Annotated in this window: 20 protein-coding genes; 12 read left to right on the forward strand and 8 right to left on the reverse strand. The window is 67.9% G+C overall.

Annotation, left to right across the window (positions count from 1 at the left end):
• Window positions 1-258: 258 nt before the first annotated feature.
• Window positions 259-1,083 carry an AraC family transcriptional regulator gene (locus SSKA14_RS05555; protein ID WP_008267090.1) on the reverse strand — a complete coding sequence of 275 codons (825 nt, stop codon included), beginning with the start codon at window positions 1,081-1,083 and terminating at the stop codon, window positions 259-261.
• The gene (locus tag SSKA14_RS05560; RefSeq protein WP_008264940.1) at window positions 1,080-1,784 is read right to left on the reverse strand and encodes a VIT family protein; all 705 of its coding nucleotides are present in this window, start codon (window positions 1,782-1,784) and stop codon (window positions 1,080-1,082) included. Before SSKA14_RS05560 ends, SSKA14_RS05555 begins: the two co-directional genes overlap by 4 nt.
• Window positions 1,785-1,936: 152 nt before the next feature.
• On the opposite strand from SSKA14_RS05560, the gene SSKA14_RS05565 reads away from it, so the two are divergent.
• Window positions 1,937-3,301 carry a glutamate--cysteine ligase gene (locus SSKA14_RS05565; RefSeq protein ID WP_008265020.1) on the forward strand — a complete coding sequence of 455 codons (1,365 nt, stop codon included), beginning with the start codon at window positions 1,937-1,939 and terminating at the stop codon, window positions 3,299-3,301.
• A gap of 123 nt (window positions 3,302-3,424) precedes the next feature.
• Here the strand turns inward: SSKA14_RS05565 and SSKA14_RS05570 are convergent, their stop codons facing one another.
• Window positions 3,425-4,483, reverse strand: a complete 1,059-nt coding sequence (locus SSKA14_RS05570; RefSeq protein WP_008265888.1) for an NAD(P)-dependent alcohol dehydrogenase — start codon at window positions 4,481-4,483, stop codon at window positions 3,425-3,427.
• A gap of 107 nt (window positions 4,484-4,590) precedes the next feature.
• Between SSKA14_RS05570 and SSKA14_RS05575 the strand changes: the two genes are divergently transcribed.
• Window positions 4,591-5,475 carry a LysR family transcriptional regulator gene (locus SSKA14_RS05575; protein ID WP_008267018.1) on the forward strand — a complete coding sequence of 295 codons (885 nt, stop codon included), beginning with the start codon at window positions 4,591-4,593 and terminating at the stop codon, window positions 5,473-5,475.
• Window positions 5,476-5,518: 43 nt separating this feature from the next.
• Here SSKA14_RS05575 and SSKA14_RS05580 read toward each other — a convergent pair whose 3' ends face one another.
• Window positions 5,519-6,172, reverse strand: a complete 654-nt coding sequence (locus SSKA14_RS05580) for a TetR/AcrR family transcriptional regulator (protein ID WP_008266359.1) — start codon at window positions 6,170-6,172, stop codon at window positions 5,519-5,521.
• A gap of 85 nt (window positions 6,173-6,257) precedes the next feature.
• On the opposite strand from SSKA14_RS05580, the gene SSKA14_RS05585 reads away from it, so the two are divergent.
• Window positions 6,258-6,953 carry a hypothetical protein gene (locus SSKA14_RS05585; RefSeq protein ID WP_008266216.1) on the forward strand — a complete coding sequence of 232 codons (696 nt, stop codon included), beginning with the start codon at window positions 6,258-6,260 and terminating at the stop codon, window positions 6,951-6,953.
• 12 nt (window positions 6,954-6,965) lie between these two features.
• On the opposite strand, the gene SSKA14_RS05590 is transcribed toward SSKA14_RS05585, so the two are convergent.
• Window positions 6,966-7,382 (reverse strand): VOC family protein, encoded by a 417-nt coding sequence (locus tag SSKA14_RS05590; RefSeq protein WP_008265417.1) that lies wholly within the window; start codon window positions 7,380-7,382, stop codon window positions 6,966-6,968.
• Window positions 7,383-7,480: 98 nt separating this feature from the next.
• The gene (locus SSKA14_RS05595) at window positions 7,481-8,584 is read right to left on the reverse strand and encodes an alkene reductase (protein WP_008265760.1); all 1,104 of its coding nucleotides are present in this window, start codon (window positions 8,582-8,584) and stop codon (window positions 7,481-7,483) included.
• Window positions 8,585-8,715: 131 nt separating this feature from the next.
• Here SSKA14_RS05595 and SSKA14_RS05600 point away from each other — a divergent pair, with 131 nt between their 5' ends.
• The 5 genes from SSKA14_RS05600 to SSKA14_RS05620 all read left to right on the forward strand — a co-directional run bounded on the left by SSKA14_RS05600 (window position 8,716) and on the right by SSKA14_RS05620 (window position 13,649).
• Window positions 8,716-9,621 carry a LysR family transcriptional regulator gene (locus SSKA14_RS05600; RefSeq protein WP_008265395.1) on the forward strand — a complete coding sequence of 302 codons (906 nt, stop codon included), beginning with the start codon at window positions 8,716-8,718 and terminating at the stop codon, window positions 9,619-9,621.
• 71 nt (window positions 9,622-9,692) lie between these two features.
• Window positions 9,693-9,968, forward strand: a complete 276-nt coding sequence (gene frmR, locus SSKA14_RS05605; RefSeq protein ID WP_008266233.1) for a formaldehyde-responsive transcriptional repressor FrmR — start codon at window positions 9,693-9,695, stop codon at window positions 9,966-9,968.
• A 58-nt stretch (window positions 9,969-10,026) separates the two neighbouring features.
• A complete protein-coding gene (locus SSKA14_RS05610; RefSeq protein WP_008268525.1) occupies window positions 10,027-11,136 on the forward strand; it encodes an S-(hydroxymethyl)glutathione dehydrogenase/class III alcohol dehydrogenase in 1,110 nt (369 codons plus the stop codon).
• Between the two features lie 50 nt (window positions 11,137-11,186).
• On the forward strand, window positions 11,187-12,017 hold the full coding sequence (gene fghA, locus SSKA14_RS05615; RefSeq protein ID WP_008266568.1) for an S-formylglutathione hydrolase: 831 nt from the start codon (window positions 11,187-11,189) through the stop codon (window positions 12,015-12,017).
• A gap of 186 nt (window positions 12,018-12,203) precedes the next feature.
• A complete protein-coding gene (locus SSKA14_RS05620) occupies window positions 12,204-13,649 on the forward strand; it encodes a GGDEF domain-containing protein (protein WP_008265886.1) in 1,446 nt (481 codons plus the stop codon).
• 75 nt (window positions 13,650-13,724) lie between these two features.
• On the opposite strand, the gene SSKA14_RS05625 is transcribed toward SSKA14_RS05620, so the two are convergent.
• The gene (locus SSKA14_RS05625; RefSeq protein WP_040007098.1) at window positions 13,725-14,165 is read right to left on the reverse strand and encodes a universal stress protein; all 441 of its coding nucleotides are present in this window, start codon (window positions 14,163-14,165) and stop codon (window positions 13,725-13,727) included.
• A gap of 141 nt (window positions 14,166-14,306) precedes the next feature.
• Here SSKA14_RS05625 and SSKA14_RS05630 point away from each other — a divergent pair, with 141 nt between their 5' ends.
• From SSKA14_RS05630 to SSKA14_RS05645, 4 genes are all read left to right on the forward strand, one after another.
• Complete coding sequence (locus SSKA14_RS05630) at window positions 14,307-15,215, forward strand: LysR family transcriptional regulator (protein ID WP_008265221.1); 909 nt, start codon at window positions 14,307-14,309, stop codon at window positions 15,213-15,215.
• A 176-nt stretch (window positions 15,216-15,391) separates the two neighbouring features.
• Window positions 15,392-16,906, forward strand: a complete 1,515-nt coding sequence (locus tag SSKA14_RS05635; RefSeq protein WP_008266214.1) for an MFS transporter — start codon at window positions 15,392-15,394, stop codon at window positions 16,904-16,906.
• A gap of 23 nt (window positions 16,907-16,929) precedes the next feature.
• On the forward strand, window positions 16,930-18,012 hold the full coding sequence (locus tag SSKA14_RS05640) for an HlyD family secretion protein (protein ID WP_008264620.1): 1,083 nt from the start codon (window positions 16,930-16,932) through the stop codon (window positions 18,010-18,012).
• A complete protein-coding gene (locus SSKA14_RS05645; protein WP_008265312.1) occupies window positions 18,009-19,421 on the forward strand; it encodes an efflux transporter outer membrane subunit in 1,413 nt (470 codons plus the stop codon). The genes SSKA14_RS05640 and SSKA14_RS05645 overlap by 4 nt, the downstream gene beginning before the upstream one ends.
• 112 nt (window positions 19,422-19,533) lie before the next feature.
• Here the strand turns inward: SSKA14_RS05645 and SSKA14_RS05650 are convergent, their stop codons facing one another.
• Window positions 19,534-19,872 (reverse strand): hypothetical protein, encoded by a 339-nt coding sequence (locus tag SSKA14_RS05650; RefSeq protein WP_040007100.1) that lies wholly within the window; start codon window positions 19,870-19,872, stop codon window positions 19,534-19,536.
• Window positions 19,873-19,926 lie beyond the last annotated feature (54 nt).

Raw genomic sequence — 19,926 nt, forward strand, 5'->3', positions numbered from 1 at the left:
GGGTGGGCAGGACCGTTGGCGCCATGGATGGCGCCATCGAGCCCCCATGGGTGAGGGCGCTTTGCTTGCGAAGCACTGCTTCGCAAGCGCCCGAACGCCCAGCCGCCAGCGGCTGGGCCGGACCGCGGAGCGGGGTTTACGGCGTGTCCTGCCCACCCACACCGCCCCGCCATCCCACGGAATGCATGGCTTTTGCAGTTGCTTCGGCTGTTGCTTCAACGCTTCGGCAGGTGCAGGGCGCAGCCCTGCCGAACCCCCCTAAATGTCTGTGGGAGCCAAGCCATACTGCTCGGCGAAGCGCTTGCTGAAACTGGCCGCAGACCGGTAACCCGCACGTGCGGCGACGGTCTTCAGCGGCAGGTCGGTGGTGTAGAGCAGCTGCATGCCATGCGCCAACCGCGCCTCGGTCAGCAGCTGGCGCAGGCTGGTGTGCTCGGCGGCAAGGCGGCGACGCAGGGTCGCGCCGCTCAGCGCGAACTGTTCTTCCACATCCCGCGATTGCCAGTCGCGTGCCGGTTCGGCGGCAATGCGGTCGCGGATCTGTTCGCCCAGGCTCGGTGCCTGCGGCAGCAGCAGGTTGCCATGGCCCTGCCGGCACAGGGTCAGCACCAGCGAGGCCAGGGCCAGGCGTGCGTCGCTGTAACGGCCGTCCTGCAGTGATTGCCGCCACTGGCGCAGCACCGCACCGTGTTCGATCAACGGCAATCGGGCCATCGCCGGGCCCGCGCTGGGCAGTTCCTCGTTCCACAGCGTGCGCGCTGCGGCCAGCACTTCGGCGCACAACGGCACAATGGCACTGAGATAGCGGCCACTGCACGGATCGGGGCTGTTGACCACGTCGATGCGGCAGCGCTGGGTCAGCAGCAGGATGTCGCCGGGCACGAACTGCAGCGACTGATGCGCGGTGCGCACCTGCTTGCGGCCCTCCAGCAGGATCGCGAACTGCGGTTGCGGAATTTCCACCGAACTGGCGCCATGCTCGCGGCGTGCGGTGATGCAGGCATAGCCTTCGGCACGTTCGCAGCCGGCCAGGCCGGCCATTTCAGCCAGCAGCGCGGTGGCCGGCGGCAGCATGGCGGTCATGACACGTGGGCACCCAGCAGGCGACCGACAGCGGCGGCGGCGGCCATCGCCAACGCGCCCCAGAACATCACCCGGACAGCGCCGCGCACGGGCGGCGCACCACCGGCCTGCGCCGCCATCGCGCCGGTCAGGCACAGGCCGAGCAGGGTGCTGGCGGTGGTGATCATCGCGACCTTGTCGACCGGAGCGAGCAGGGCGGTCAGCACCGGCAGCGCGGCACCACAGGTGAATGCCCCGGCCGAGGCCAGCGCCGCCTGCAGTGGGCGGGCACGCAGGGTGTCGGTAATGCCCAGTTCGTCGCGGGCGTGCGCGCCCAGCGCGTCGTGGGCGGTGAGCTGCTCGGCGACCTGCCGCGCCAGCGTCGGGTCCAGACCGCGATGGCGGTAGATTGCGCTCAGCTCTTCCAGTTCACTGTGCGGGTCTTCGTGCAGTTCGCGTTTTTCCGCCGCCAGGTCGGCCGCTTCGGTATCGGCCTGGGTCTGTACCGAGACGTACTCGCCGGCGGCCATCGACATTGCGCCGGCTACCGTGCCAGCGACCCCGGTGGCCAGGATGGTGCTGGCCGAGGCGCCGCTTGCGGCCACGCCGACCACCAGGCCGGCCACCGAGACGATGCCGTCGTTGGCGCCCAGTACGGCGGCGCGCAGCCAGCCGACACGCTCGGAGCGGTGCAGTTCGGGGTGTCGTGAATGGCGACTCATGGCCGTGAGTGTACGAGGGTCAAGAGGGCGTCGGTAGGATGCTGAAACCCGTCACCGTCGCATGACGCGGCGGAGTGCCACGCTATAGTGCGCCCTTGCGATGGAAGGCCTCCAGCCCCACATCCCCCGCCACAGTCCAGCGAGTCCTCCCCTTGTCGAGCCCCAGCCACGTCGCCGATACGCCCATTACCGACCGCTCGCAGCTGGTTGCGGAGATCGCCTCCGGCGAGAAGCCCCGTGCGCAGTGGCGCATCGGTACCGAGCACGAGAAGTTCGGGTTCCGCCTGGATGACCTGCGTCCGCCGACCTTCGAAGGCGAGCGCGGCATCGAAGCGCTGCTCAAGGGCCTGGTCCGCTTCGGCTGGCAGCCGGTGCAGGAAAACGGCAACACCATTGCCCTGCTGCGTGACGGTGCCTCGGTGACGCTGGAGCCGGCCGGCCAGCTGGAGCTGTCCGGTGCGGCGCTGGAAACCATCCACCAGACCTGCGTGGAAACCGGCACCCATCTGAACGAAGTGGCGCAGGTGGCCGGCGAACTGCAGCTGGGCTTCCTCGGCATGGGCTTCCAGCCGAAGTGGAAGCGCGATGAAATGCCGTGGATGCCGAAGGGCCGCTACAAGATCATGCGTTCGTACATGCCCAAGGTCGGCTCGCTGGGCCTGGACATGATGACCCGCACCTGCACGGTGCAGGTGAACCTGGATTACGCCAGCGAAGCGGACATGGTGAAGAAGTTCCGCGTGTCGCTGGCGCTGCAGCCGATCGCCACCGCGCTGTTCGCCGATTCGCCGTTCACCGAAGGCCAGCCGAACGGCTACCTGAGCTATCGCTCGCATATCTGGACCGACACCGATGCCGACCGTACCGGCATGCTCGACTTCGTGTTCGAGGAGGGCTTCGGCTACGAGCGCTATGTCGATTACCTGCTCGACGTGCCGATGTACTTCTCCTACCGCGATGGCATCTACCACGACGCCAGCGGGCAGAGCTTCCGCGACTTCATGCAGGGCAAGCTGCCGGTGCTGCCGGGTGCGTTGCCGACCCTGCGCGACTGGTCGGACCACACCACCACCGCGTTCCCGGAGGTGCGCCTGAAGAAGTACCTGGAAATGCGCGGCGCCGACGGTGGCCCGTGGAGCCGCCTGTGTGCGTTGCCGGCGTTCTGGGTCGGCCTGCTGTATGACGACACCGCGCTGGATGCGGCCTGGGATCTGGTGCGTGACTTCAGCCTGGCTGAGCGTCATGCGCTGCGCGACGGCGTGCCGAAGCATGCGATGAACCTGCCGTTCCGCACGGGCACGGTGCGCGACCTGGCCCGCGAAGCAGTGAAGATTTCGGTGGAAGGCCTCAAGCGCCGCGCGGCGCGCAATGCCGACGGCCAGGACGAGAGCAAGTTCCTGGATGTGCTGCAGGAAATCGTTGAATCCGGGCTGACCCCGGCCGAGCGCAAGCTGGCGCTGTTCCATGGCCGCTGGCACGGCGATGTGGATCCGGTGTTCCGCGAGTTCGCTTATTGATCGCCTCGCGGTAGTGCCGGCCGCTGGCCGGCAGATGTACGGGGTTGCCGGCCAGCGGCCGACACTACCCAAACGAAAAACCCCGGAATTGCCGGGGTTTTTCATTCTTGCATCTGCCCTGGATCAGGCGGCGTTCGGCAGCGTCGCCATGTCGATCACGAAGCGGTAGCGCACATCGTTCTTCGCCATGCGCTCCCAGGCCTCGTTGACGTTCTTGATGTCGATCATCTCGACATCGCTGACGATGCCGTGTTCGGCACAGAAGTCCATCATCTCCTGGGTTTCGGCCATGCCGCCGATCGCCGAACCGGTCAGGTGCTTGCGGCCGAAGATCACGCTGCCACCGGTCAGCGGCGGGTCCAGTTCGGTCAGCACGCCGACCAGGCACATGGTCGCCTCGCGCTTGAGCAGGCCCATGTATGGGTTGGTGTCATGGCCGACCGGGATGGTGTTGAGCAGGAAGTCGAAGCTGCCGGCGTGCGCCTTCATCTGCGCAGCATCGCGCGAGACCAGCACTTCGTCGGCACCCAGGCGCTTGGCATCGGCACCCTTTTCCGGGGTGGTGGTGATCATCACCACGTGCGCGCCGAGGGCCTTGGCGAACTTCACGCCCATGTGGCCCAGACCACCGAGGCCGATCACGCCGACCTTCTGGCCCGGGCCGACCTTCCAGTGGCGCAGCGGCGACCAGGTGGTGATGCCGGCGCACAGCAGCGGCGCGGCGGCCTTCAGGTCGAGGCTGTCGGACACCTTCACCACGAAGCGCTGCTCGACCACCACGTGGTCGGAATAGCCGCCGTAGGTCGGTGCGCCGCTCTGGCGTTCACGGCCGTTGTAGGTCCAGGTCGCGCCTTCGGCGCAGTACTGCTCGAGGTCGTGCTCGCAGGCATCGCAGTGACGGCACGAGTCGACCATGCAGCCGACGCCGGCGTGGTCGCCGACCTTGAAGCGGGTGACGTTGCTGCCGACCTCGGTCACGCGGCCGATGATCTCGTGGCCCGGCACCATCGGGTAGATCGAGCCACCCCAGTCGTCGCGGGCCTGGTGCAGGTCGGAGTGGCAGATACCGCTGTAGAGGATCTCGATGCGCACGTCGTCCGGGCCGACCGCGCGGCGTTCGAACTCGTACGGGATCAGCGGGTCGGTATGTGAATGGGCGGCGTAACCACGGGCGAGGGACATGGGGAATCCTTGGCAGGGTTTGTCGAAAGGCGCTTTACAATACGCCCCGTACCCAGCGGCAGAAAGCCCGGATATCGGCATGATTCATCAAGTGAAACTGCACAATCATGGCCACTGACAATCTTTCCCACCTGGCCGCGTTCGCGGCGGTCGCCCGTCACCGCAGCTTTCGCCGTGCCGGCGCCGAGCTGGGGCTTTCGACCTCGGCGGTGAGCTATGCGATCCGCGCGCTGGAGGAAAGGCTGGGGGTGGGCCTGTTCCATCGCACCACTCGCAGCGTGGCCCTGACCGAGGCCGGGCAACGTCTACTGGAGCGATTACAGCCGGCCCTGGGGCAGGTGCATGACGCGCTGGAGGAGATGAACCAGTTCCGCGCCGCGCCGGCCGGCCTGTTGCGCATCAATGCGACCCGCGCGGCGGTGGCGACCCAGCTGGGGCCCCGGTTGGCGCGCTTCCTGCGCGCGCATCCGGACGTGCGGGTGGAGCTGACCGAGAACGACGGCCTGGTCGACATCGTCGCCGAGGGTTACGACGCCGGCGTGCGCCTGCATGAGTTCGTGCCCGAGGACATGGTGGCGGTGCCGATGGGGCCACCGCTGCGCGGGCTGATTGTCGGCTCGCCGGACTACCTGCGGCGGCACCCGGCGCCACAGCATCCGCGCGATCTTGCTGCACACGAATGCATCCGCTTCCGCTTCGCCAGCGGGCATCTGTACAAGTGGCAGTTCGAGCGCGCTGGGCAGGCGCTGGAGATCGACGTGCCCGGACGGCTGACGCTGGGCGAACAGGGCACCGTGGTTGGCGCGGTGCTCGATGGCATTGGCCTGGCTTACGTGCTGGAAGACACTGCGCGGCCGTACATCGACTCGGGGCAGATGGTGGCGGTGCTGAAAGACTGGAGCGAACCGTTCGCCGGCTTTGCGCTGTATTACCCGAAACAGCGGCAGATGCCAGGCGCGCTGCGAGCATTCGTGGACATGTTGCGCGAATGAATCGTGGTGGATCGCATCCACGCCATGCGTGGATGGCGCCAGGCTACGGGCGCTGCAACATCGGCGCCAGCAACACCAGGCAATCACGCAGATGCATCTCCACCGGTGCGTCCTCGGCCACCACGCCGATCACGCGCTCGCGCAGTGGCTCGGCCACGGCCATCGCCAGGATCAGCCTTGCCGTGCACGCGGGGTCTGCATCGCGCAGCAGCCCGCGCTGCTGCTGCCGCGTCAGCCAGTCGGCCAGCAGCGCGCGGCCGCGTTCGATGCCGTTGTGCAGATAGGCCTGCAGCAGCGCGTCCTTGCCGGGGAAGTCGGTGGCGAGCAGGCGGAACACCTGCACCGCCTGCGCCGACAGCGCCTGTGCGCAGACCGCCTGCAGGATCGCGTGCAGCAGCGGCAGCACTTCGTCGGCGTTGCGGGCATCACGCTGCAGCTGCGGCGCGAAGCCGTCGGTCCACTCGCGCACCGCCAACCCCACCAGTTCCTCGCGGTTGCTGGCATGGCGGTACACGGTCTTCTTCGCTACCCCGGCATGCGCTGCCACCGCTTCGATGGTGGTCGCTTCGTAACCCTGTGCCAGCAGCAGTTCCAGGGTGGCCTGCAGTACCGCATGGCGGACTTCGGCTTCCGGTCGCGCGGGGCGACCGCGGCGACGGGGCGGCGTTGTGGGCTCGGGCAGGGTGGTGCTGTTCATTGCGCCCCATCTTACCGCATTCGATTAATTGCGAAACGATAAACGTTTCCGTATTGTCGAGTCTCCCAACCCACAGGAAACGTCGATGGATACCGCTGTGAACGCTCGCGCCTGGCTGGACCACCACGATCTGCTCGATCCGGCGCCGATGCGCCTGGAGACCGGCATACAGCGCCGCGAAGACGGCACCCTGCGGGTGGCCGTCCGTATCGATCTACACGGCTGCAAGGGCCGCATGCTGGACTGGTGGTTCACCTTCTTCGAGACCACCCAGCACATCCGCTGGTGGCATCCGCTCGATCACGTCGAGCATCGCGGCTGGGACGCAGCCTGGCAGCGTGGCCGCAGCTACCATGGCGCCAGCATCCATGCGGTGGAATCGCTGGCCGACATTCCGCCGGTGGCGGCGCGCCTGAAGTTCCATGACCCGCGCACGTTGCTGGTGCCCGAGCGCCTGCAGGTGGCGCAGGATGCCGGTGATGTGTCGGCGGTGATCGCCGCACGCATCGGTTTTGGCGATCACGTGCGCCTGGATGCGCACGGCGACCCCTGCGATGGGCAGATGCTGCACGTCGCGCGCGATACACCGTTCGGCTGCGTGCTGCGCAGCCGCTTCGTGCTCGGCCTGGACAGTGCCGAGCCGCAGCGCGATGCCAGCGATGCGGTCGGACTGGGCCTGCTCAAGCACTGCTATACGGAGTTCAGTTTCCTCTCGCGCCTGCTGCCGTCGTTGTACTACGGCGAGCGCGCCAACGACGAGGCGGTGCCGTTGCCGTGGTGAAAACCGCGCCGGTCAGTCGAGCAGCGCGTCGTAGCCTTCGCCACTGAACTGGATCAGGCAGAAGCCGTGGCCGAACGGATCGGCCAGTACGGCGATGCAGCCCCAGCGACGCTCGCGTATCGCCTGCTCCAGCGTTGCTCCGGCCGCAACCGCACGCGCCAGCGCGGCCTCGATGTCATCCACCACCCAGTCCAGATGCAGCGGCGTCCAATGGCGCTCGTAGTCGCGCACGTCGCCGTCCCCGGTGGCGGCGCTGCCGGCCTCGTTGTGCAGCAGATACAACGCGGTTGGCCCGCCGAGCAGTTCCACGGCGCCCGGGCCGAGGCGGCGGCCGATGCGCAGGCCGAAGGCTGCGGTGTAGAAGGCTTCAGCCGCGGCCAGATCGGGGACGTCGAGATTGACGATGAACGCTGCGGTGGGCGTATCCATAAGCCGGCTCAGTGGATGCGGGCAGGCAGTGTACGCCCGTCATGCAATGCGGCGCACCGATGAGCGGCAGGTGCGCCGCATCCACGCATGGCGTGGATCTACTGGGCGCGCGGGTAATCGAGGTAGCCCGCTTCGCCGCCACCGTAATAGCTGCTGCGGTCGGGAGTGGCCAGTGCGATGTCGTGCTGCAGGCGCTCGACCAGATCCGGGTTGGCGATGAACGGCTGGCCGAACGCGGCCAGATCGATGGTGCCGGCCTCGACCAGCTGCAGCGCGCGTTCGCGGGTCATGCCGCCGGCCAGGATCAGCGTGCCGCCGTAGGCCTGCTTGAACTGCTGCAGGAATGCCTCACCCAGCACCGATGCACCCTGCTGCAGGTTGTCGTTGAGGTGAACATAGGCCAGCCCGCGCTTGCCCAGTTCTTCGGCCAGGTACAGATAAGTGGCTTCGTTGTCGGGGTAGAACGGCATGTCGAAGGTGAGGTTGTTCGGGGCCAGCCGCACGCCGATGCGATGCGCGCCGATGCGTTCGGCCATCGCATCCACCGTTTCCAGGATCAACCGCGCACGGTTCGGCAGCGAGCCACCGTAGCGGTCCTCGCGCTGGTTGATGAGCGGATTGAGGAACTGTTCGAACAGGTAGCCGTTGGCGGCATGCAGTTCGATGCCGTCGAAGCCGGCGGCGATCGCGTTGTCGGCACCGCGCACGAAGTCGTCGACGATGCCGGGAATCTCGGCCGTATCCAGTGCACGCGCCGGGGTGGGATCGGCATGGCCGCGGCTGCCGTCATCCAGGTACACGAACGAGGTGTTCTTCGGCGCACTGGCCACCGGGCGGGTACCGGCGCTGACCGGTTGGCCGCCATCGGGCTGCAGCGAGGCATGCGACATGCGGCCCACGTGCCAGAGCTGGGCGAAGATCGTGCCCTGCGCGGCATGCACCGCCTGGGTGACCTGCTTCCAACCCGCCACCTGTTCGGCCGACCAGATGCCCGGTACGTCGATGTAGCCCTGGCCCTGCGGTGAGACCGGCGTGCCTTCGCTGATGATCAGGCCGGCACTGGCACGCTGCCGGTAGTACCGCGCGGTGAGGTCGTTGGCGACCGATCCGGGGTTGCGGGCACGGGTCATCGGCGCCATCGCGATGCGGTTGCGCAGGGCAGTGCCGGCCAGGTCGAACGGGTGGAACAGGGCAGCGGTCATGTCGGTCATCTCGGTGCGGGGGGAGGGGCGCCAGCGGCGCCATGCACACAGGATGGAGTTGACATGTGGGCGCATAAAGCGCTTCGATTTCCCTTGGTGCGGGACTATCTGTCCCTAATGAGGGGTTGAAGATGTTGCCGCTGGAATCCTTGAATGGCCTGGTCACGTTCGTCACCACGGCCCGCTCGGGCAGCTTCACCGAGGCCGCCGATGCGCTGGGCATTTCGCGCTCGGCCGTGGGCAAGGCCATCGCCCGGCTGGAAGCGCGGCTGGGCGTGCGCCTGTTCCATCGCACCACGCGGCGCATCGCGCTGACCACCGATGGCGAGGCCTATTACGCTTCGTGTGCGGCAGCGCTGGAAGAGATCTCCGCGGCCGAGGCCTGCCTGGGCTCGGCCGGCCTGCCCAGCGGGCGGCTGCGCATCGACATGCCATCCTCGTTCGGGCGGCTGGTGGTGCTGCCGGTGCTGTTGCGCCTGTGCCGGCAATACCCGGACCTGCAGCTGACGATGACCTTCACCGATCACTTCGTCGATCCCGTCGAGGAAGGCATCGACCTGCTGATACGCTTTGGCGGCCTGCACCAGGCCGAGCATCTGGTGGCGCGCCGGCTCGGCCGCCAGCGCCTGGTCACCTGCGCCGCGCCGGCCTACCTGCGGGCGCACGGCACCCCGCAAACGGTGGAGGAACTGGCACAGCAACGCAGCATCGTCGGCTTCCGCCACGGGCAGCCGGTAGCGTGGCGCATCGGCAGTGATGATGCCGAAGGAACCTTCATCCCCAACGCGGCCTACCAGCTCAACGATGGCGATGCGGTGATCGACGGAGCCATTGCCGGGCTGGGCATCTGCCAGATGCCGGAGTCGCTGGTACGCCGTCACCTGCAATCCGGCGCGCTGCAATCGGTGCTGGACGCGCACATGCAGCGCCACATCGACATCCACGCGCTGTGGCCGCCGACCCGCCACCTGCGGCCGAAAGTGCGCTACGTGGTGGACGAACTGACCCGGTTGGCGGGCGAAGGGCTGTTCGATTGAGCGGGCGGGATTGAGCCGTCCGGGGCCCTGTGTATACTATCCCCCAGTATAGTTCCGAGGTGGCCCCCGCCATGCCGCACTCCCCCGAAGAGAAAAAGAAGGTGCTGGCCCGCGTGCGCCGCATCCGCGGCCAGTGCGATGCGCTCGATCGCGCGCTGGAAGCCGGTGCCGACTGCGCGCCGGTGCTGCAGCAGATCGCCGCCATCCGGGGTGCGGTCAACGGCCTGATGTCCGAGGTGATGGAGGCCCATCTGCGCGAGGAGTTCGGCCAGCCTGCGGCTTCCGATGAACAGCGCGCCGAACGTGTGCGCGACATGAGCGCGTTGATCCGCTCGTACCTGAAATAAACGACGGCGCAACAGTGCGCCGCCCATCCTGTCATTGCCTGTCTTTGGAGAAGCCACCATGAAGTCCCGTGCCGCCGTCGCCTTTGGTCCCGGCCAGCCGCTGCAGATCGTCGAAATCGACGTCGCCCCGCCGAAGAAGGGCGAAGTGCTGGTCAGGATCACCCATACCGGTGTCTGCCACACCGATGCGTTCACCCTGTCCGGCGATGATCCGGAAGGCCTGTTCCCGGTGGTGCTGGGCCATGAAGGCGCGGGCATTGTGGTGGAAGTGGGCGAGGGCGTGACCAGCGTCAAGCCGGGTGACCACGTGATTCCGCTGTACACCGCCGAGTGCGGCGAGTGCCTGTTCTGCAAGAGCGGCAAGACCAACCTGTGCGTGTCGGTGCGCGCCACCCAGGGCAAGGGCGTGATGCCCGACGGCACCAGCCGCTTCAGTTACAACGGTGAGCCGCTGTACCACTACATGGGCTGCTCGACCTTCAGCGAGTACACCGTGGTGGCCGAGGTGTCGCTGGCGAAGATCAATCCGGACGCGAACCCGGAACACGTCTGCCTGCTCGGCTGCGGCGTCACCACCGGCATCGGCGCGGTGCACAACACCGCCAAGGTGCAGGAAGGCGACAGCGTGGCGGTGTTCGGCCTCGGCGGCATCGGCCTGGCGGTGATCCAGGGTGCGCGCCAGGCCAAGGCCGGCCGCATCATCGCGGTGGACACCAATCCGTCCAAGTTCGAGCTGGCCCGCGAATTCGGTGCCACCGACTGCATCAACCCGAAAGACCACGACAAGCCCATCCAGCAGGTCATCGTCGAGATGACCACCTGGGGCGTGGACCACAGCTTCGAGTGCATCGGCAACGTCAATGTGATGCGCGCGGCGCTGGAATGCGCGCACCGTGGCTGGGGCCAGAGCGTGGTGATCGGCGTGGCCGGTTCTGGGCAGGAAATCTCCACCCGTCCGTTCCAGCTGGTGACCGGCCGCAAGTGGATGGGCACCGCCTTCGGTGGCGTGAAGGGCCGCAGCCAGCTGCCGGGCATGGTCGAGGATGCAATGAAGGGCGATATCGAACTGGCGCCGTTCGTCACCCACACCATGGACCTGGACAAGATCAACGACGCTTTCGACCTGATGCATGAAGGCAAGTCGATCCGTTCGGTGGTCCACTACTGAGCCGCGCCGGGTGGCAGGCTTGACGGCCTGCCGCCCCTCGGGAGGAACCCATGGAACGCATCGAACACCGCGCCTGCTTCGGTGGCTGGCAGGACGTCTACCGTCATCATTCGACCACGCTGGGCTGCGACATGCAGTTCGCCGTGTACCTGCCGCCACAGGTGGAGACACAGGCGCTGCCAGTGCTGTACTGGTTGAGCGGGCTGACCTGCACCGAGCAGAATTTCATCACCAAAGCCGGCGCACAGCGCTACGCAGCCGAGCACGGCGTGATCATCGTTGCGCCCGATACCAGCCCGCGCGGCGATGACGTGGCCGACGCCGAAGGCTACGACATCGGCAAGGGCGCAGGGTTCTACCTCAATGCCACCCGCACGCCGTGGGCCAAGCACTACCGCATGCACGACTATGTGGCGCAGGAACTGCCGGCGCTGATCGAGGCGAGCTTCCCCGCAACCGGCGCGCGTGCGATCAGTGGCCATTCGATGGGCGGCCACGGTGCGCTGGTGATCGCGCTGCGCAACCCCGGACGCTACCGCAGCGTGTCGGCGTTCTCGCCGATCGTCGCGCCCAGCCACGTGCCGTGGGGGCAGAAGGCCTTCCATGCCTACCTGGGCGACAACCCGGCCGACTGGGCGCAGTGGGATACCTGTGCACTGGTGGCGACGGCCAGCGAGCGCCTGCCCCTGCTGGTCGACCAGGGTGGGGCCGACGAATTCCTGCAGACCCAGCTGCAGCCACAGCGCCTGCAGCAGGCCTGCGATGCGGCCGGCCACCCGCTGACCCTGCGCCTGCAGCCCGGCTACGACCACAGCTACTACTTCATCGCCAGCTTCATCGGCGAGCACATCGCCCACCACGCCCAAGCGCTGCACGGCTGACGGCCTTTCGGTAGTGCCGGCCGCTGGCCGGCAATCCCGGCGAATCACTGCGCTGCAGGTTGCCGGCCAGCGGCCGGCACTACCATGGCGGGCACGCGGCGTGTCGTCTTGCCGCAGTGGATCACGCCATCGTGGCGCGACGCCGCGCTATCGTGCGCGCATACGGCCTTGCGGATCGGGGGAGGCATGCCGGTAGTGCTGGCGCTGCTGTACGTGCTGTGCCATGGCTTGGTCGTGACCCTGTGGCCGGGGGCGACCGGCGTGGGCTCCTTCGTTTTCCTGACCGCAGCACCGCTGTTGGCCGCGGCCGCCTGCCTGTGGCGGGCGCGTCGTGACGGTGCCGCGCTGGGCTGGCGCGCCACGGCGCTGGCGCTGCTGCTGTGGGCCGGCGGCATGGCCTTCAACATGATCGATGCACTCGGCGCCGGTCGCGCCGATATCACGCCGCAGGCCAGCCTGTTCCTGTACGTGCTGTACGGCGTCCCGCTGGTGTTCATCCTGGCCCGCGCGCGCCGTGAGCGCCTGAGCATCAGCCTGATCGACGCCGCGATGGCGGCGCTGCTGGGCGTGCTGTTCTTCGTGCATACGCAATCGTTCGCCGCCCGTATCGATATCGACGATTCGGCGATGGCCAGCATGCAGCGCATGTTCGATATCCAGAACCTGTGCATCGCCGGGTTCGCGGTGGTGCGCTGGCTGGCCGGCGATGTGCCCGAGCGGCGCGGCTTCTTCCGGGTGCTTGCGCTGTACGCGCTGGCGTACCTGCTGGTGGCCTACTACATCAACCACTACACCTCGGGCGATTCCTTCGGTGCCTACAACGATCTGCTGATCGACCTGCCGTTCCTGCTGCTGGCGTTGCTGGCGCTGAGCCGGGCGCCGGTACCAAGCTCGGCGCCGCATCCACGGCTGGCGCGCACCGTGCAGGCTGCGGGGCCGATGATCCTGCCGTTGCTGCTGCTGGTGCTGGGCACGCTGGTGGTCGACCACGCGCGACCGCTGGCGGTCAGTGGCTTCGTGGTGGCCACACTGGGCTTCGGCCTGCGCAGCATCCTGCTGCAGACCGACCTGATGGAACGCCAGGCCGGCCTGGACCAGCTGGCGCGGCAGGATGGCCTGACCGGGGTTGCCAACCGCCGCGAGTTCGACGCGCTGCTGCTGGCGGAGTGGAACCGCGCACGGCGCAGTGGCAGCCCGCTGGGCCTGCTGCTGGTGGACATCGACCACTTCAAGGCCTTCAACGACCAGCACGGCCATCCGGCTGGCGATCGCTGCCTGCAGGCCGTGGCCGCGGTATTGAAGGCCATCGCCGGCCGCGCCGGCGACAGTGTGGCGCGCTATGGCGGCGAGGAATTCGCAGTGATCGTGCCTGGAAGCGCGCTGTCGGGCGTGCTGGCGCTGGCCGAACGGCTGCGTGAGGCGGTGGAGGCCCTGCCGCTGCCGGAAGGGTCAGTCAGTATCAGCATCGGCGTGGGCTACCTGCATCCACCGGCCCTGGCCAGTGCCGACCAGCTGCTGGCCGATGCCGATGCCGGCCTGTATGCCGCCAAGCGGGCCGGTCGCAACCAGGTGGTGCTGCACGCGCATGTGCTGGATGACGAAGGCAACGAGCACGGCCGGATGGACTGTTGAGCGCAACGCGAAACGCGTCCCCGGCGCATCGGGTCAACGCTGCCGCAGCGGAACGGGACGCCATCGTTGCCAGGGCTATGGGTCGCGGGTTTCCACCAGCACGGGACAGGGCGCGTGGTCGATGGTCCATTGCCCGATCGAGGGTTCGAACAAGCGTTGCAGGCGGGACAGGTGGCGGTGACCGATCACGATCAGGTCGCACTTCAGGCGCTTGGCCTGTTCGCTGATGACTTCGCCGGGGTCGCCGGAGGGAATCTGCGCGATGGCATCGACGCCGCGTTCGCGCAGCTCGGCCAGCGCTTCGGCCAGCACCGCTTCGGCGCGTGAGCGCTGGCGCGCGGCTTCCGGGTATTCGATGCGGTCGGCCTCGCTGGCGTCGGCGGCCAGCGCGAACTCGGGGTCCAGCACGCACAGCAGATGCAGGCGGCTGCGAGGGCCGGCGAGGGCCGCCGCCAGATCCAGCACGCGCGCGTGCTGGGGGCCGCCGTCCAGGGCGACCAGCAGGGTAGTGAACATGGATGTCTCCTTGGCAGGCCGGGGATGGTCGCCGATGTCACCGCGCGCACCCATGCCGTGCGGCGCAGGAAATACATGCGTTGGGTGCAATCCAGGTTTCCATTGAGTGTCGTAGAGTCATTCCACCTGTTGGAGACTGCCATGCCCTTGCCCGATCTCAACCTGCTGCTGGCCCTGGATATCCTGCTGGACGAAGGCAGCGTCGCTGGAGCGGCTCGGCGCATGAATCTGAGCGCACCGGCCATGAGCCGCACCCTGGGGCGGATCCGCGACGCGTTGGGCGACCCGGTGCTGGTACGCGCCGGCCGCGGCCTGGCGCCGACCCCGCGCGCGCTGGAACTGCGCGAGCAGGTGCGCGACGTGATCGAGCAGGCCCATCGGGTGTTCAACGAAGGACGCGAGGTAAACATCCAGACCCTGGAACGTACCTTCAGCATCCGCGCCAACGACGTGTTCATCGGCAGCTACGGCGGCCGCCTGCGGGACGTGTTCCGCCAGCAGGCGCCAGGTTGCACGCTGCGGTTCATGCCCGAAGGCGATACCGACGATGACGCGATGGTGCAGGGCCGGATCGATCTGTATGTGAGCACCGCCGGCAAGCACACCCAGGAAACCAAGGTGCAGAACCTGTTCACCACGGCCCTGCTGGGCGCTGCGCGCAAGGATCACCCGCTGTTCGACGGCGATATCACCGCCGAACGGTTTGCCGCCTGCGACCACATCGCCGTCTCGCGGCGCGGCATCGCGCATGGGCCGATCGACGACGAACTGGCACAGCTGGGCCTGCAGCGGCGGGTGGCGATGGTCATCCCCACCTTCCATGGCGCGATCTTTGCTGCAGCCGCCTCGGACCTGGTGCTGCCGCAGATGCCCAGCGTGATGCTCGATCGCATCGCCTACATGGGGCTGCCACTGCGCATGTTCCCGTTGCCGGTGCCAGTACGCACGGTGGCACTGGTGCAGGCCTGGCACCCGCGCATGGACAACGACCCGGCGCACCGCTGGCTGCGCCGTGCGATCAAGAGCATGTGCGACGCCGACGCTGTGTAATCGTGTGCCGACCAACGGTTGGCACCCACCCAAACCCGTGCGTCCAGCGCACGCCTGGCATCGCATCCACGCCATTTTTCGCAGCAGTGGGCCTGCCTAGACTGCGCTCCCCACATTCACGGAGCGCACGCCATGTCGCTTCACCTGCCGTGCGCTGCACGGATCGGCCCGCGCCCATGAGCGCGATCACCCTGCCACAGGCCCCGGCCGCCCCGCTTGCCCCCGCGTTCGATCGCCGCATCGTGGTCGGATTGTGCGGCGTGCTGCTGGTGGTGCTGCTGTCGGGCTTCAACGAGAACGTCACCAAGGTCGCGCTGGCCGACATCCGCGGTGGGATGGGGTTCAGTGCCGATGACGGCAACTGGATCACCGGCATCTACAGTGCCATGTCGGTCAGCGCGATGGCCTTCGCGCCCTGGTGCGCGGCCACCTTCTCGCTGCGCCGCTTCGGCCTGGTGATGATCGCCGCCTTCATGGTGCTGGGGGTGCTGTGCCCGCTGGCGCCGAACCTGCCGACTTTCCTGCTGCTGCGCGCATTGCAGGGCCTGGCCGGCGGTGCGCTGCCGCCGCTGCTGATGAGCGTGGCGCTGCGCTTCCTGCCGCCGGGCATCAAGCTGTATGGCCTGGCGGGCTACGCGCTCACCGCAACGTTCGGGCCGAGCATGGGCACGCCGCTGGCCGCACTGTGGGTCGAGCACGCCGGTTGGCAGTTCGCGTTCTGGCAGATCGTGCCGTTCTGCGTGGCCGGCATGGTGATGGTCGGCTGGGGCCTGCCGCAGGACCCGATGCGCCTGGAGCGCTTTGCCCAGTTCAACGGCGTGGGCCTGGCGCTGGGGTTGCCGGCACTGGTGATGCTGGTGCTGGGCCTGACCCAGGGCGCGCGCCTGAACTGGTTCGATTCGCCGCTGATCACGGTGCTGCTTGGCGGCGGCACCGGCCTGCTGGTGTTGTTCTTCATCAACGAGTGGTTCCACCCGCTGCCGTTCTTCAAGCTGCAACTGCTGGCCCATCGCAATCTCAGCTATTCGCTGGTGACCTGCGTGGGCGTGCTGTTCGTACTGCTGGCGGTCATCTCCATCCCCTCCGGCTTCCTCGCCAGTGTGCAGGGCTACCGCCCGCTGCAGACCGCGCCGATGTTGTTGTGGGTGGCGCTGCCGCAGGCCATTGCGTTGCCGCTGGTGGCTGCGCTGATGAACCAGCGTGCGGTCGACTGCCGCTGGGTGCAGGCGGCCGGGCTGTTGCTGCTGGCGGCGGCGTGCTTCATGGGCGCACATCTGGATGTGCAGTGGAACCGCGACACCTTCCTGTGGGTGCAACTGCTGCAGGTGGTGGCACAGCCGATGGCGGTGCTGCCGTTGCTGCTGCTGGCGACCACCGGCCTGGCGCCGCAGGACGGTCCCTATGCCTCGGCCTGGTTCAACACCGTCAAAGGCTTTTCGGCGGTGTTTGCCGGTGGCGTGCTTGATGCGGTCGGACAGTCACGGCGCCACCTCCATTCCACCGCGCTGATCGATCACCTGGGCAACCAGCCGTGGTTGCCCGCCAGCGCCGATCTGCCCGCGCGCCTGCACGCCCAGGTGCAGGCGCTCACCTCGGCGGACCTGTACTGGCTGGTTGCGCTGGTGGCCCTGGGCTGCCTGCCGCTGCTGCCGTGGGCCACCCGTGTCCATCCGCCACGTGCCGTGGCCTGACCCTCACCCGCAAGGACTCCCCCATGAGCCTCAACAAGACAACCCTCAACACCGGCCTCGTGCTGGGCGTGCTGGCCCTGGCGATCGGCAGCTGGCTGCTGCTGCGCGACGGGCGTTACCAGCGCACCGACAACGCCTACGTCAATGCGGATTTCACCGTGGTCGCACCGAAGGTGGCCGGCTTCGTCAGCAGCGTCGAGGTGGACGACAACCAACCCGTGAAGGCCGGCGACGTGCTGGCCCGCATCGACGACCGCGACTACCAGGTGGCCTTGCAGGCAGCGCGTGCCGACCTGGCCAACGCCCGTGCACAGCTGGCCAATGCACAAGCCGCACTGGCCCAGCAGGGCTCGCTGATCGAACAGGCCAGGGCCAGTGTCGATGTCAGCCGCTCCGAACTGAGCCTGGCCAGCGCCGACCAGCAGCGCTACCGCGAACTGGCCCGCGATGGCGCCGGCACCGTGCAGAACGCGCAGCAGGCGCAGTCGAAGCAGGCGGTGGCCAGTGCCCACCTGCAGCAGGGCCAGGCCGCGCTGTCGACCGCACGCCAGCGCACCGACATCCTGACCGCCGGTGTGCAGGCCGCGCAGGCCGCGGTACAACGCGCCGAAGCTGCGCAGGCGCGCGCCGAACTGGATCTGTCGCACACCGTGCTGCGCGCACCGATCGACGGCATGGTCGGCCGCCGTGCGGTGCGCGCGGGTGCCTACCTGGCCCCGGGAACGCCGGTGGCCGCCGTGGTGCCGTTGAAGCGCGCATTCGTGGTCGCCAACTTCCAGGAAACGCAGATGACCCGCATGCAGGCCGGCCAGCAGGTGGAGCTGAAGGTGGACGTGTTCCCGGGCAAGTCGCTGCGCGGGCACATCGACAGCATCGCGCCGGCCACGGGCGTGACCTTCGCCGCCGTCGCACCGGAGAACGCCACCGGCAACTTCACCAAGGTGGTGCAGCGCATTCCGGTGAAAATCCTGCTGGAGCCGGGCCAGCCACTGCTGGAGCAGCTGCGTGCCGGCATGTCGGTGGAAGCCCGCGTTGACCTGGACAGCCGTGTGCGCGTGCAGAGCGCGCAGCGCGTGCAGGACCGCACGGGCGGGGAGGGCGCATGAGCGTTCGCAGCGTGTTCCAAACCTTCGTTGCGGCCACGCTGTGCACGGGCCTGGCTGCCTGCACGATGGGCCCGGACTTCGTGCGCCCGCAGGCAGAACTGCCCAGCCACTGGCAGGGTGAGGCCGTCGCGCGCAACGCGATCGATCAGGACGCCGCCTGGTGGGCCGGCTTCTACGATCCGCTGCTGGGCCAGCTGGCCAGCCAGGTGCTGGCGGCCAACCTGGACCTTCAGCTGGCCGCCAACCGGGTGCAGCAGAGTCGCGCCGCGCGCGGTGTCAGTGCGGCGGACCGTCTGCCCAGCGTCAGTGCCAGTGCCAGTGGCCTGCGCGCACGCAACAGCGAAGTGGGCTTGAGCGATCCGTCCGGCAACGGCGGTCGTGAAGACTACGGACTGTTCCAGGCCGGCATCGGCCTGAGCTGGGAACTGGACCTGTGGGGGCGTGTGCGCCGCCAGGTGGAAGCGGCCGATGCACGCGTGCAGATGGCCGAAGAGGATGCGCATGCGGTGCGCATCGCGCTGCTGGCGGAAACCGCGCGTGACTATCTGCAGCTGCGCGCGACGCGGCAGTTACGGGCGATCACCGAAGACAATCTGAGCATCGCCCACGACATCAAGCGCCTGACCGAGGCACGCCAGCGCCAGGGCGTGGCCAGCACGCTGCACGTGTCCAGCGCAGCGGCGCAGGTGGCCTCGCTGCAGGCGCGCATCGCGCCCCTGCAGCATCGCGAATCGCAGCTGCGCAATGCGCTGGCATTCCTGCTGGCACAACCGCCGCAGGCCCTCGACGCACAGCTGCAGGACGCGCGCCGTGACTGGCCGGCGTTGCCGGCGGTGGCGGTGGGCGTGCCCAGCGAACTGGCCGAACGTCGCCCGGACATCCGCCGTGCCGAAGCGGCATTGCACGCGGCGACGGCGGGCATCGGCGTGGCCCAGGCCAGTTTCCTGCCGCGTATCACCTTGAATGGCGATGCCGGTTTCCAGGCCAGGCAGCTGGATGACCTGGACGGCTGGAACGCGCACCGTTTCAGCATCGGGCCGTCGATCAGCCTGCCGATCTTCCAGGGCGGGCGGTTGAAGGCCAACCTCGCATTGAGCCGGCTGCAGCAGCAACAATCGGCGTTGCAGTTCCGCCGCACCGTGCTGCAGGCCTGGCATGAAGTGGACGATGCCATCGATGGCTACGCGGCCGAGCAGCAGCGTACCGTGCAGCTGCATGTGGCGGTGGAGGAAAGCGAGATGGCATTGGGTGCGGCGCGCCGGCAGTACCAGGCCGGCGTGGTCGACATGCTGGACGTGCTGACGACCCAGCGTATCGCGCTGGACAACCAGGCTGCGCTGGCCAACAGCCAGGCCACCGCGGCGATTGCACGAGTGGAGCTGTACCGCGCGCTGGGCGGTGGCTGGTAGTGCCGGCCGCTGGCCGGCACCTTCATCGATTCTGCAGTTGCCGGCCAGCGGCCGGCACTACCGTGTGACCCGGTAGTTGCCAACCTTGGTTGGCATCTACCCGAGCCAGGCTTCAACGCACGTCGCGCAGTTCCCAGTGGTGGCCGGCCAGCAGGCGCAGGCGCTGCTTGAACACGTCACTGTCGATGCGGGTGGTGGCGACCAGGTTGATGCGCAGGTCCTTCTGCTCACCGGTCACGGTGGCGTCCGGGTCGGTGACGCCCCACTGCGGTTCCACCGCATCCGGGTCGGGCTGCTTGGCCTTCCAGCGCTCGAACAGCGTGCCGTTGCGCAGGGCATCCTGCAGCTCTTCGGCGAAACCGGCGGCGCCCTGCGAATGGAAGGACAGGTCAGGGTCGTTGCCGCGGGCCTTGGACGGGTCGGGCAGGCTGATGTGGTACTGCGCAGGCATGGAGTTCTCCTTGAAGTGCGGCAAGGCTGGCACAGTCGCGGTGGAATCGATGTG

Source organism: Stenotrophomonas sp. SKA14 (assembly GCF_000158575.1).
GTDB lineage: Bacteria > Pseudomonadota > Gammaproteobacteria > Xanthomonadales > Xanthomonadaceae > Stenotrophomonas > Stenotrophomonas forensis.

Excerpts from the sequence above, each read along its gene's own strand:
- SSKA14_RS05640 (WP_008264620.1), top strand. The coding sequence starts at position 16,930 with ATGAGCCTCAACAAGACAACCCTCAACACCGGCCTCGTGCTGGGCGTG.
- SSKA14_RS05635 (WP_008266214.1), top strand. The coding sequence starts at position 15,392 with ATGAGCGCGATCACCCTGCCACAGGCCCCGGCCGCCCCGCTTGCCCCC.
- SSKA14_RS05630 (WP_008265221.1), top strand. The coding sequence starts at position 14,307 with ATGCCCTTGCCCGATCTCAACCTGCTGCTGGCCCTGGATATCCTGCTG.
- SSKA14_RS05595 (WP_008265760.1), bottom strand. The coding sequence starts at position 8,584 with ATGACCGCTGCCCTGTTCCACCCGTTCGACCTGGCCGGCACTGCCCTG.
- SSKA14_RS05650 (WP_040007100.1), bottom strand. The coding sequence starts at position 19,872 with ATGCCTGCGCAGTACCACATCAGCCTGCCCGACCCGTCCAAGGCCCGC.
- fghA (WP_008266568.1), top strand. The coding sequence starts at position 11,187 with ATGGAACGCATCGAACACCGCGCCTGCTTCGGTGGCTGGCAGGACGTC.
- SSKA14_RS05620 (WP_008265886.1), top strand. The coding sequence starts at position 12,204 with ATGCCGGTAGTGCTGGCGCTGCTGTACGTGCTGTGCCATGGCTTGGTC.
- SSKA14_RS05580 (WP_008266359.1), bottom strand. The coding sequence starts at position 6,172 with ATGAACAGCACCACCCTGCCCGAGCCCACAACGCCGCCCCGTCGCCGC.
- SSKA14_RS05575 (WP_008267018.1), top strand. The coding sequence starts at position 4,591 with ATGGCCACTGACAATCTTTCCCACCTGGCCGCGTTCGCGGCGGTCGCC.
- frmR (WP_008266233.1), top strand. The coding sequence starts at position 9,693 with ATGCCGCACTCCCCCGAAGAGAAAAAGAAGGTGCTGGCCCGCGTGCGC.
- SSKA14_RS05610 (WP_008268525.1), top strand. The coding sequence starts at position 10,027 with ATGAAGTCCCGTGCCGCCGTCGCCTTTGGTCCCGGCCAGCCGCTGCAG.
- SSKA14_RS05590 (WP_008265417.1), bottom strand. The coding sequence starts at position 7,382 with ATGGATACGCCCACCGCAGCGTTCATCGTCAATCTCGACGTCCCCGAT.
- SSKA14_RS05600 (WP_008265395.1), top strand. The coding sequence starts at position 8,716 with ATGTTGCCGCTGGAATCCTTGAATGGCCTGGTCACGTTCGTCACCACG.
- SSKA14_RS05570 (WP_008265888.1), bottom strand. The coding sequence starts at position 4,483 with ATGTCCCTCGCCCGTGGTTACGCCGCCCATTCACATACCGACCCGCTG.
- SSKA14_RS05625 (WP_040007098.1), bottom strand. The coding sequence starts at position 14,165 with ATGTTCACTACCCTGCTGGTCGCCCTGGACGGCGGCCCCCAGCACGCG.
- SSKA14_RS05560 (WP_008264940.1), bottom strand. The coding sequence starts at position 1,784 with ATGAGTCGCCATTCACGACACCCCGAACTGCACCGCTCCGAGCGTGTC.
- SSKA14_RS05645 (WP_008265312.1), top strand. The coding sequence starts at position 18,009 with ATGAGCGTTCGCAGCGTGTTCCAAACCTTCGTTGCGGCCACGCTGTGC.
- SSKA14_RS05585 (WP_008266216.1), top strand. The coding sequence starts at position 6,258 with ATGGATACCGCTGTGAACGCTCGCGCCTGGCTGGACCACCACGATCTG.
- SSKA14_RS05555 (WP_008267090.1), bottom strand. The coding sequence starts at position 1,083 with ATGACCGCCATGCTGCCGCCGGCCACCGCGCTGCTGGCTGAAATGGCC.